At 67.1% G+C, this 10,893-nt stretch carries 9 protein-coding genes; all 9 read left to right on the forward strand.

All coding sequences use genetic code 11. The features are described from left to right. Positions 1-26: 26 nt before the first annotated feature. Entirely contained in the window at positions 27-1,097 is a 1,071-nt protein-coding gene (locus tag WC729_RS01795; protein WP_372848929.1) for a hypothetical protein, read from the forward strand. Further along, a complete protein-coding gene (locus WC729_RS01800) occupies positions 1,094-2,227 on the forward strand; it encodes a glycosyltransferase family 4 protein (protein ID WP_372848931.1) in 1,134 nt (377 codons plus the stop codon). Before WC729_RS01795 ends, WC729_RS01800 begins: the two co-directional genes overlap by 4 nt. Then, positions 2,224-3,384, forward strand: a complete 1,161-nt coding sequence (locus tag WC729_RS01805) for a glycosyltransferase family 4 protein (RefSeq protein ID WP_372848933.1) — start codon at positions 2,224-2,226, stop codon at positions 3,382-3,384. Before WC729_RS01800 ends, WC729_RS01805 begins: the two co-directional genes overlap by 4 nt. Beyond that, positions 3,381-4,781 carry a sugar transferase gene (locus WC729_RS01810; RefSeq protein WP_372848935.1) on the forward strand — a complete coding sequence of 467 codons (1,401 nt, stop codon included), beginning with the start codon at positions 3,381-3,383 and terminating at the stop codon, positions 4,779-4,781. Before WC729_RS01805 ends, WC729_RS01810 begins: the two co-directional genes overlap by 4 nt. Before the next feature lie 155 nt (positions 4,782-4,936). Then, a complete protein-coding gene (locus tag WC729_RS01815) occupies positions 4,937-5,194 on the forward strand; it encodes a hypothetical protein (protein ID WP_372848937.1) in 258 nt (85 codons plus the stop codon). Positions 5,195-5,354: 160 nt separating this feature from the next. Next, the gene (locus WC729_RS01820; RefSeq protein ID WP_372848939.1) at positions 5,355-6,716 is read left to right on the forward strand and encodes an O-antigen ligase family protein; all 1,362 of its coding nucleotides are present in this window, start codon (positions 5,355-5,357) and stop codon (positions 6,714-6,716) included. Beyond that, the gene (locus WC729_RS01825; protein WP_372848941.1) at positions 6,713-7,405 is read left to right on the forward strand and encodes a polysaccharide biosynthesis/export family protein; all 693 of its coding nucleotides are present in this window, start codon (positions 6,713-6,715) and stop codon (positions 7,403-7,405) included. The genes WC729_RS01820 and WC729_RS01825 overlap by 4 nt, the downstream gene beginning before the upstream one ends. 27 nt (positions 7,406-7,432) lie before the next feature. After that, complete coding sequence (locus WC729_RS01830) at positions 7,433-9,655, forward strand: GumC family protein (protein WP_372848943.1); 2,223 nt, start codon at positions 7,433-7,435, stop codon at positions 9,653-9,655. A gap of 1 nt (position 9,656) precedes the next feature. Further along, positions 9,657-10,880 (forward strand): hypothetical protein, encoded by a 1,224-nt coding sequence (locus WC729_RS01835; RefSeq protein WP_372848945.1) that lies wholly within the window; start codon positions 9,657-9,659, stop codon positions 10,878-10,880. The last annotated feature ends 13 nt before the right edge of the window (positions 10,881-10,893 follow it).

Below are 10,893 nucleotides of genomic sequence, written 5' to 3' on the forward strand. Positions count from 1 at the left end.
TTTTCACACCAGGCCGGGTTCTTGCGATGAACCTTTCATCCGCGACGCGCCACCAACGGGAGGAATGGCCGCGCATGGAGGGCGTCATCGAGGCAGCGTGGACAGGGGAGCGTATCGTTGCCGGCGCGCTCGACCGCGCGCCGGTCGGGGCGCTGCGGCCGACGGTGCATGCCCGGCCCAAGACCGACGCCGAACAGATCGCACATTTCTCCTTGTTCGGCGTCTCGTTCGCGGTGCGCAGCAACACGTGCGCCTTGCTCGACGCCCTGGCCGGGCTGTGCGACGCGCCGCCGGTATCGATCGGCCACGAAGCCCGGCAACTCGACTTGACGCTCACCGTCGACCCGGCACTGACCCGATCGGCAATATCATCACCGCCGCGCGTTGATACCGCGCGCATGGAGATCGACGGTGCAGACTTCGTAGTGCGCGCCGACGCGGCACTCGGCCGGGGATCGTGCCGCGTCTCGCCTCTCCTGTGTAACGACGTCGACCGGCTGTGCGGCGCGGTGCTCGAGCCGCTCCTGCTGTTTCTGGTCGCACGGCGTGGCCGGGTGCCGCTGCATGCGGCAGGTTTCGTTGCGGGCGACCTCGCACTGCTGCTCGCCGGCCCGAGCGGCGCGGGCAAGAGCTGCCTGACGCTCGCCGCGCAGCGCGCCGGTTTCGCGCCGCTGTCCGATGACATCGTCTTCATCGAGGCCGGTCCGGACCCGCGCGTGTGGGGCCTGCCGCGCCCGATCCATCTGTTTCCCGACGATGCGCCTTCATCCGAAGGTCCCATTCGCCTGCGTAGTGGCAAGCTGAAAACTGCGGTCGTGCTCGGTGGCGATCCGGCGCCGCGCCATGCCGACAAAGCCGTATTGTGCCTGCTGCATTTCGGCGACGCAGCCGCGCTGCAACGGCTCGACTCCGTGGAAGCGGTGTGCGCCTTCTCTGCGCTCGAGCCCGGCTTCGATTTGCTCGTCGACGAGATCGCCGCCGCCGTCGCGGCACTGACGCAGAATGGCGGCTGGTCGCTGACCCTGTCCGACCGGCCCGACGACGCGATCGCGCTGCTCGCCGACAACCTCCCCCTGTTGCGCGGGGCGATACGGTGACCTTGCGGATCGTCCAGGTGAATTGCGTGATCGATGAGAGCAGGCGCGCGCCGGCCGATCTGTTCGCCGCATGGCCGACCCTGTCCGCCACGGCGGACGCGGCCGCGCACGCCGGTGCCGACGTCACTGTTCTCCAGGCGAGCCGAGTCCCAGGTGAATATCGCGACCGCGGCGTTACCTACCGGTTCGTCGCAGAGCCGCGGTGGCAGCGCGGCAATGGCGCGGGGAGCATGCCCTGGCGGATCGGCGCGGCGATCCGCCGCGTGCGGCCCGATGTGGTGCATTTCAACGGGCTCGATTTCCCCTTCCATGTCCGCGCCGCCTGTTCGGCGGGTGCGCCGGTGTTGGTGCAGGACCATGCCAGCCGGGCGGAGGGGCGCAGCGCACGTTTGCGCGCCTGGGGGCATGAGAAGATCGCCGGCGTCGCTTTCACCGCGCGCGCGCAGGCCGAACCCTTTCTGCGCCGACACCAATTGCCCCGCTCGGCCCAACTGTTCGAAGTGCCCGAATCGTCGAGCCATTTCACACCGGGCGACCGCGACGCGGCGCGGCGCGCCTGCGGGATATACGGCGCGCCAGCGCTGCTGTGGATCGGGCATCTCGACGCCAACAAGAATCCGTTGACGATGCTGCACGGGGTGCGCACCGCCCTCGCTACTCTCCCCGATCTGCATGTGTGGTGCGCCTTTGCCGGTATCGGCCTGCTCGGCGAAATCGAGGCGTTGCTACGCGCGGACCCCAGGCTCGCGGGGCATGTCCATCTCCTCGGCACGGTGCCGCACCCCGCGATCGAAACCTTGTGCCGTGCGGCCGATCTGTTCGTTTCAACCAGCCGGCGCGAAGGCTCGGGCTATGCGCTGATCGAGGCACTGGCGTGCGGCATGACGCCAGTGATCAGCGACATCCCCTCCTTTCGCGCGCTGACCGGCCACGGTGCGCTCGGCGCGCTGGTGCCGGTCGGTGATGCCGACGCGCTGGCCGCAGCGATCATCGACCAGGCGCAACGCCCACGCGAGGCCGCGCGCGCGGCGGTGCGTGCGCATTTCGAGCAACATCTCGCCTTCGACGCGATCGGCGCGCAACTGATGGCCGCCTATCGCGCGATCGCAACACCGACGACGCGGCCATGAAGATCGCGATCCTCACCCCGGGCGGAGTCCACCGAAGCGGCACCGAGCGAGTCATCCCCTGTCTGTTGTGGCTGATCGAGCGCCTCGTGCGCGCCGGTGATGAGGTTCACATCTTCGCGTTCGGCCAGGAAACGACTCCCGGTAGCTGGCCGTTGTTCGGCGCGACGGTGCACAATGCCGGAAGCCGACGCTCGTATCGGACGCTGCTGTCGGCACTGCGCGACGAACATCGGCGCGGGCGCTTTGATATGCTGCACGCCTTCTGGGCAGTGCCGTCAGGCTTTGTCGGGGCGCTCGCATCCCTTCTGCTGGGTGTGCCAATGATCCTGACCTTGCCCGGCCAGGACATTGCCCATCTCGGCCAGGGTCCGGATCGCGCGCGCGCGACCCTTGCCGCTCGTCTCAAGCTGCGCGTCGCGCTCTGGGCAGCCAGCGCGATCACCGTGCCAAGCATCGCGATGAACCGCCAGGCCGCCGCCGCCGGCATCGCCGCAGAGCCGGTGACGCTCGGCGTCGCGCTCGACCGCTGGCCGCCGCGGGGGCCGCATCGCCGCGACGAGGCCACCCCGATCCGTCTGCTGCACGTGGCCAGTCTCAACGCGGTGAAGGACCAGACAACCTTGCTCGGCGCGATGATCAGGCTGCGGGATCTCGGCGTGCCGTTCGAACTCGACATCATCGGCTGCGACACATTGGGCGGCACGATCCAGCGACACAGCGCAGCGCAGGGGCTTACGACGCAGGTGCGCTTTCATGACGCCCTCCCCCATGATCGGCTGCGTCCATGGTTCGAGCGCGCCGATCTCCTGGTGATGAGCTCGCGTCGCGAAGCAGGGCCGATCGTCGCATTGGAGGCGGCGATTGTCGGCGTGCCGACGGTCGGCACCGCGGTCGGCCATATCGCCGACTACGCGCCGGACGCTGCGTGCGCCGTGCCGGTCGGCGACGCCGTCGCCCTGGCCGATGCGATCGTGCGGCTGAGCGAAGACGAGAGCCGCAGGATGGGCCTCGCCCGCGCCGCGCAGGACCGCGCCCTTGGCGAGGATGCCGATTTCACCGCAGCGCGATTCCGCGCGCTTTATGCCGGCGCTGCGAAGCCCTGCCCACGCGAGGCTCCGGCCACACGCCACCGCGCCATTGCGGGAGGGGTGGCATGAACTATTTGTCGTTTGCCGCTCATGAGCAGAATGCGCTGCACGCTGACGCCCCGGTCATCAATGACAAGCGTCCGCTGCGACTGCGCTGCGGCATCCTGCTGATCGGATTCGATCTGGTTGCGATCCTCGTCGCGGTGGTGGCGGCGACGGTACTCCGTTTCGGCACCGGCTTCGGGTTCGAGCTCGGCCGGCTGTTGTCGGTGATCGTGCCGATCTATCTCGTCGTTGCCGCCAACGGCCATGCCTTCCAGCTCGGCGAGGCGGTGCACGACGCGATGCCGAAGGGGCGCAACCGTGCGCTGATGTCATTCATCATCGCGATGGGGCTAATCCTCGGCGCGGCCTTCTACCTCGGCGCCGGGCCGAGCCTGTCGCGGTTCGCGCTGGCGCTGTCGACCCTGTTCGGTCTGCTCAGCCTTGCCGCCGCGCGCCGAGTGTTCGCACGATTCTCGCGGCGCTGGTTCCCTTATTCGATCCTGCACGAAACCATCATCATGGACGGCGTACCGGTGCCGGCAGGCCCTGACAGCGTCATACTCGATGCAGCATTGCTCGGCCTGTTGCCGCGACGCGACGATCCGACGATGCTCGACAGGCTGGGGCGGCGCATCGCCGGCACCGACCGGGTGATCATCGCCTGCCCTCCCGAGCGACGTCGGCTCTGGTCGGAGGCGCTGCGCGGCACCGGGGTGAATGTCGAGATCATCATGCCCGAGCTCGATGCGATGCGCGCGCTCGGCATCAATAACTATGGCGGCCACACCACAACCATGGTGTCGCTCGGCCATCTCAGCCAGAGCGACCGCGGGCTCAAGCGCTCGCTCGATCTGGCGATCGTCTTCATCACATTGCCGGTGACGCTGTTGCTGATGTCGCTGGCCGCGCTGGCGGTGCGCCTCGAAAGCCCGGGCCCGGTATTTTTCGTGCAGCGTCGCATCGGCCAGGGCAACCGGCTGTTCGCCATGTACAAATTTCGCAGCATGCGTAGCGAAGCGAGCGATCGTGACGGCGCCGTCTCGACGCTGCGCGGCGACGATCGCGTGACCCGGGTCGGCCGTTTCATCCGGCGCACCAGCCTCGACGAGTTGCCGCAATTGTTCAACGTGCTGCGTGGCGAGATGAGCATCGTCGGCCCACGCCCCCATGCCCTTGAATCGCGCGCCGAAGACGCGTTGTTCTGGGATCTGGAGCAGCATTACTGGGACCGCCATGCGGTCAAGCCGGGGATGACAGGGCTGGCCCAGGTGCGAGGGTATCGCGGTTCCATCCGCCACCCCGATGAGCTGGCGAGCCGCGTCGACTCCGATCTTGCATATCTGCAATCCTGGTCGATCTGGCGGGACATCGCCATCATCGGCCGGACTTTTCGCGTGCTGGTCCATGACAACGCGTTCTGATTCACCAATATCCTGGCTCGTCCGCCGCTCGCGGGCCAATGGATCGAACGATCGGGCGCGCATCACATGGAGTCATGTCGACTCCAGTTCAGCGGCTGTAATTGCCTTCGACACGGTCGTCAGGCATATTCACCGCGATTTTACGGAGGTCTGGGATGAAGATACGGATCATCACTCTGGGCGCGGCGGCACTGGCGCTGTGTTCCTCGTCGATCGCTTTTGCAGCAGGAGCGGTGCGGGCCACCCAAGCGCGACCGATCACCAAGGCGGCGCTCAAGGTCAGTCGTGCCACGCCAAAGCTGCAGGATACAAACAAGGATGGCAGAACGATTCCGATCGTGCTCGGTGCGGCAGTGGGTCTCGGCGCGCTGGTCTATCTGGCGACGAAGCAGGATTCGAACGCCAGCCGCTAAACACTGACGTTCGGCCAAATCGGGGCGCGACGACCAGGCCGTCGCGCCCTTTTTGCTGCCCTCCATCGAGCTGCGCGGCGGGAGGCAGCCGGTGTTGATGCGCTCGCTCAGCCGCGCCGTGCAACATGACACGGAGGGCGCAGGCGCCAACGCAGCGCGGATGGCCGCACTGCTTCTGGCGAGCGCGGTGTTGTTCGGCGGCCAGAGCGTTTTCCTTACCTTCGTGCAGGCGATTCCCCAGGCGCTTGGCGTAATCGCACTCGCCTTTGGCGCGCTGCACTGGCGGACACTGGTGGCAACGGCTGGTGCCCGCGCGATGCTGGCGCTCGCCGGCGCGACGCTTGCGCTGATCGTCATCCAGCTGGTCCCCTTGCCTTATGCGCTGTGGTCGGCGCTCCCGGGTCGGGCGGTTGGCGTCGCGATGCTCGCCGCCGGACCTGGCGGCAAGCCATGGCACCCGCTCAGTCAGGACCCGCAGGCGACACTGCAATCCGCCTTCATGCTGCTTCCCGCCACCGGCATGCTGGTTGTCGGGTTGATGCTCGATCGCGCGGCGCTACGCGGCCTGCTCTTGCTGCTCCTCGCGCTGGCCACCTTGTCGCTGCTGTTCGGCTGGCTGCAGCTGATCGCCGGGATCGACAGCAGCCTGTATTTCTACGGCGACCAGCGCGTGCTGGTTTCAACCGGGTTATTCTCCAACCGCAATCATCAGGCGGATTTGCTGAGCCTCGGCGCGCTCGCGGCGGGCATCGCGCTCTATTTTCTCGCGCCGACCCAGGAACGGCTCAGGCGCCACCAGTTCGCGCTCGCCTGCGCTGCCGTGATCCTGTTCGGTGCCGGCGTCGCCGCCACGGGATCACGTATGGGCGCGAGCCTGTTCGTGCCGGGCGCGGTCATCGCGATCGCTCTGTCGTTGGCGGACCGCCGCCCCGGGCGACGCGTACGGCACCGGTTACCATTGGTCGCGTTGGCCGCGATCGTGACGATCGCGATCGGCTGGCTGCTCGTCGGGCAGCCGTTCGAACGGCTCAGTGCGAACCAGGACCTCCGTTACGCAATCTGGCCCGACGCATGGTATCTCGCGCGGAGCCTATGGCCGTACGGAAGCGGCTTCGGCACCTTCGCGCTGGCCTATCAACAGGTAGAGGGGCTGGGCCACGTCACACCGCTGCTCGTCAACGCGGCGCATGACGATTATCTGCAATTGCTGATCGAGGGCGGTGCCGCCGCGCTGGCGCTTGTGGCCGCTCTCCTGGTCTGGCTCGGGCTGCAAGTCCGCCGCCTGCTGCGCGCACCTTCCGGCCGTGCCGGCTGGTTCGCCCTAGCAGGCCTGACCTTGCTGCTGATTCATTCGGCCGTGGACTATCCGCTGCGTACCGAAGGGCTCTCCACCATCTTCATCCTGCTGTGCCTGGTGCTCAACTCGGCCAGCCACACCATCCCCGCCATGGGCGATGCAGCGGCAAATGCCGACGGTATCGACCGGGCGCGACACATCACGGAAGCGGAGCATCGAGGATGAAATACAAGCCTCTTGTCGCCGGATTGTTGCCGCTGGCCCTTGCGGCCTGTGCATCGACCTCGGCCGGCTCCCCGTCGCGCGAAGCCTATACCCACTTCCCTGCCCCCAACCCCGAAGCCAGTGTGCAGGATTATCGCATCGGGCCGGGCGACACGCTCAGCATCAACACTTTCCAGGAAAAGGACCTGACGCTCGATCATGTCGAAGTCGATGCGAGCGGCAACATCCTGTTGCCGTTGATCGGCAGCGTACACGCGGCTGGGCTCAGCTCTGGCGCGCTGGCGGCCGAGGTCCAGACGCGGCTGGCGCGGCGCTATCTGCGCGATCCGCAAGTCTCGATCATCGTCGTCTCCGCCGTGTCGCAAAAGGTCACGGTCGAGGGTTCGGTAATACAGGCGGGCGTGTTCGAGCTGAAGGGCGAGGTAACGTTGTTGCAGGCGCTCGCCTTGGCCAAGGGCCCCAATCGCACCGCACGGCTCGGTCGGGTGGTGATCTTCCGGACGATCGACAACCAGCGCCAGTACGCGGTGTTCGACATCAATCAGATTCGTCGGGGCGCGATGCCCGACCCGCAAATCATCGGCAACGACCTCGTCGTGGTGCCCTTCTCGACCGGGAAAGGGGCCTTTCGCGATCTGCTCGTCGCCTTGCCCGTGCTCGGGGTGTTCTCCGCCTTCAACAACTTCTGAGCCCGATCGGGCAGCAAGCGGGATCGAATGTTCAGGAACCTCACTTTGGCAGCGGACGGACAGGCAAGCGACACTGCCGTTGCCCCGTCGGCCACACCGGAGCCGCGTGGCATTGGGAAACGCGAAATCGACGTCGAGCGGATCAAGCAGGTGTTGCGGCGTAATCGCTGGCTGATCCTGGGTTGCGTGCTCATCTTCCTGCTCGGTGCGATCCTGATCACAGCGATCATGACGCCGATCTTTCGCGCCACGGCCTCGTTGCAGCTCGAGCAGCAATCGACCCGAGTCCTCAAGAGTGACGAACTCCAGCCAGGCGAAGCGAGCATCGCCGACTCCGAGCGCTTCCTGCAGACCCAGCTCGACATCCTCGACAGCCGGTCGCTGGCGATCCGCGTCGGTGACCGGCTGCAACTCTTCCGCGGCACCGCGTTCCTCGATGCGATGGGCGTGAAGATCGCAGCCAAGGGCACACCGGCCGAACAGGCGCGCAAGCAGCGCGAGATCGCCATCAAGACATTGCACAGCAACCTGGATCTCTCCCTGCCGCATTTCTCGCGCGTCGTGTCGATCTCCTTCCGCAGCCGTGATCGCGCGCTGTCGGCGCGTGTCGCCAATGCCTATGCCGAGGCGTTGATCACCGACAATCTCGAGCGACGCTTCCGCGCATCCTCCTATGCGCGCGATTTTCTCGAAGGGCAGCTCGGCCAGGCCAAGACCAAACTCGAGGCATCGGAGCGCGCCGTGATCCTCTACGCGCGCCTGGCCGGACTGATCGATACGGGACCAGCGCTTGGGGCGCCGGGCGAGCGCGCGCGTTCCCTGATCACCTCCAGCCTGGTGACGATGAACGACACCTTGACCGCGGCGACGGCCGAGCGGCTCCGTTCGCAGCAGCGCTGGGAGCGGAGCCGCACCGTCTCGCCGATGCAGCTGCCTGAGGTCCTTGGCAACCAGGCGATCCAGGAGCTGATGCGCTCCCGCGCGGAACTCGCCTCCGATTACCAGAAGGAGCTGGAAACCCGCCTGCCGGACCATCCGACGGTACGCCAGGCCAAGGCACAACTCGACGAGACCGATGGCCAGATCGCCCGGCTCGCCGCGTCGATCCGCGATTCGATCCGCGAAACCTATGAAGTCGCGGCGCGCCAGGAGCAGGCGGTGCAGCGTGACCTGCAAGGGCTACGGTCGAACACGCTCGCCGAGCAGGATCGCAGCGTCCAATACGGTATCCTGCGCCGCGAAGTGGATACCAACCGCGAGATGTATGATGCGCTGCTGCAGCGCTACAAGGAAGTTGGCGCCGCTGCCAATGTCACCGCCAACAACATTACGATAGTCGATACCGCCGAGCCGGCTCTCACACCGGCATGGCCCAAGCCTTTCCTCAACCTGGCGTTGTCGCTGTTGCTCGGGATCGTAGCCGCAACTGCCCTGGTATTTCTGCGCGAGGCGCTCGATGATGCGGTGCGCACCCCCGACGATGTCGAGGGCAAGCTCGGCCTGCCGCTGCTCGGCACCGTACCGCGCATCGCGGCCGCGCCGATCGAGGTGCTGGGAAATCAGCGCTCCAACCTGTCCGAGGCCTATTCCTCGCTCCGCACCGCGCTCGAATTCGCCGGCGATGGCGGTGCGCCGCGCCGTCTACTGATTACCTCGAGCCAGAGCGGCGAGGGCAAGAGCACCACCTCCTACGCGATCGCGCGCAGCTTCGCCTCCGTCGGCAAGCGAGTCCTGCTGGTCGATGGCGATTTGCGCCAGCCCTCGCTCGCGCGCCTCCTCGGGATCGAGCCCGGCCCGGGCTTTTCGAACATCCTCAACGGCACGGCGAAACTGGCCGATCATGTTGTCGAGCTGGATGTACCTAATCTCGGCTTCCTGTCGGCCGGATCGCTGCCGCCTAACCCGGCCGATCTCTATGGCCGGGCCCAGGCGCGTGCCGTGATCGAACATTTTTCCGACCGCTATGACCTGGTGGTGATCGACGGCCCGCCAGTGCTCGGCCTGGCCGACGCGCCGCTGCTCGCCGGCGCGGTCGATGGCGTCGTCTTCCTGGTCGACACCAGCCAGTCGCACCGCGGTCGCGCTCGTGCGGCGCTGGGACGACTGCAAAGCACGCGCGGCAAGGTCCTCGGCATCGTGCTGACGATGTTCAATCCGCGCGCGGCCGGTTACGGCAATTATGGGTACAGCTACGAATATGGCGCGCGGCCGCGGCGCTGGCTGCCGCAACTGGTATCGGATCGGTTCTGACATGCCGGGGCGCAATCTCGCACGCGGCGTGGTAGCGCTGGCTGCGGCAGGCCTGTTGTGGCTCGTGCTGGCGAACAGCGTCGCGGCGGGCATGTCACTGGGCGGCGACCATGCCGGGGCGGCGAATCTCGCGCCCGATGCCGAACGCCTGTCGTTGCGGGCCCAACAGCTCTATTTCGAGAAGGATTATGGCGGAGCGCTCACACTCGCCCGGCAGGCCTTGCGCCTGTCGCCGATCCAGACGCGCGCGATCCGCGTCGCCGGTATGGCTGAACTGGCGCTGGGCCAAGAGGAAGCCGGCCTGCGCGCGATGAACGCCGCCGCGCTGGGCGGATGGCGCGACAATCCGACCCAGCTCTGGACCATGCAGATGGCGCTGTACGGTGGCGACGAAGACACCGCGATGCAACGCGCCGACGCGCTGGTGCGCCGTGCGACGGTACCCGATCAGGTCTTTGCTGCGTTCCGCGCGATGGCCGGCGACGACGCGTTTCGACGCAGCCTGATCGGCCGGCTCACCGACCAGCCGGACTGGCGCGAACTGATGTTCCTCGATTTGCGACGCAGCGCGCCGGCGGAATTGCCTGGCGTGATCGCGCTGATCGGCGAGATCGACCGGACGTCTCAGCCGGTCAGCGACCGCGAGCTTTTTCCGTTGGTCGAACGGCTACTCGAACTGGGGCAGGTCGGACCGGCCTTCGATCTATGGCATGCGCGGGCGCCACGCGCCGGACGCCAGTCGGGCAACCACGTCTATGACGGGGGTTTCGCGGTGGCGCTCGCGCGGCGCAGCGCACCTGCCATGCCGCGCTTCGAATGGGCGATCGACCCCGATGCGACCGGCCTGGCAACGGTCGAGCCGGCGCCCGATGGATCGGGCGCAGTGCTGCGGGCGCGAAGCGACGCCGGGGTCGCGGCAACGCTGGCGACCGAGACGCTGGCGCTGGCGCCAGGGCGTTATGCGCTGACCATGGACATCGCTGCACCGAGCGAGCGGGACCTCGCCGGTTTCGCGATCGTCGTCCGCTGCCCAGAAAACGCTCTCGACCTGACGAAACAGGATCCAAACCTGCGGGCCCTTGGCAGCGACCGGCTGCACCTCGCCACCGCAATCGACGTGCCCACCGGCTGTGCGCGTCAGGACCTCGTGATCCGCGCACGCGGCGGCACGCCGGTTGGTGCGACGATCGAGATCGACAATGTCGCGATCCGACCAGCGGGATGACGGAATGTCCCGC

The sequence above is a fragment of the Sphingomonas sp. genome, assembly GCF_041661825.1.
Taxonomy (GTDB): domain Bacteria; phylum Pseudomonadota; class Alphaproteobacteria; order Sphingomonadales; family Sphingomonadaceae; genus Sphingomonas.

Excerpts from the sequence above, each read along its gene's own strand:
- WC729_RS01795 (WP_372848929.1), top strand. The coding sequence starts at position 27 with ATGAACCTTTCATCCGCGACGCGCCACCAACGGGAGGAATGGCCGCGC.
- WC729_RS01805 (WP_372848933.1), top strand. The coding sequence starts at position 2,224 with ATGAAGATCGCGATCCTCACCCCGGGCGGAGTCCACCGAAGCGGCACC.
- WC729_RS01810 (WP_372848935.1), top strand. The coding sequence starts at position 3,381 with ATGAACTATTTGTCGTTTGCCGCTCATGAGCAGAATGCGCTGCACGCT.
- WC729_RS01815 (WP_372848937.1), top strand. The coding sequence starts at position 4,937 with ATGAAGATACGGATCATCACTCTGGGCGCGGCGGCACTGGCGCTGTGT.
- WC729_RS01820 (WP_372848939.1), top strand. The coding sequence starts at position 5,355 with ATGGCCGCACTGCTTCTGGCGAGCGCGGTGTTGTTCGGCGGCCAGAGC.
- WC729_RS01825 (WP_372848941.1), top strand. The coding sequence starts at position 6,713 with ATGAAATACAAGCCTCTTGTCGCCGGATTGTTGCCGCTGGCCCTTGCG.
- WC729_RS01830 (WP_372848943.1), top strand. The coding sequence starts at position 7,433 with ATGTTCAGGAACCTCACTTTGGCAGCGGACGGACAGGCAAGCGACACT.
- WC729_RS01835 (WP_372848945.1), top strand. The coding sequence starts at position 9,657 with ATGCCGGGGCGCAATCTCGCACGCGGCGTGGTAGCGCTGGCTGCGGCA.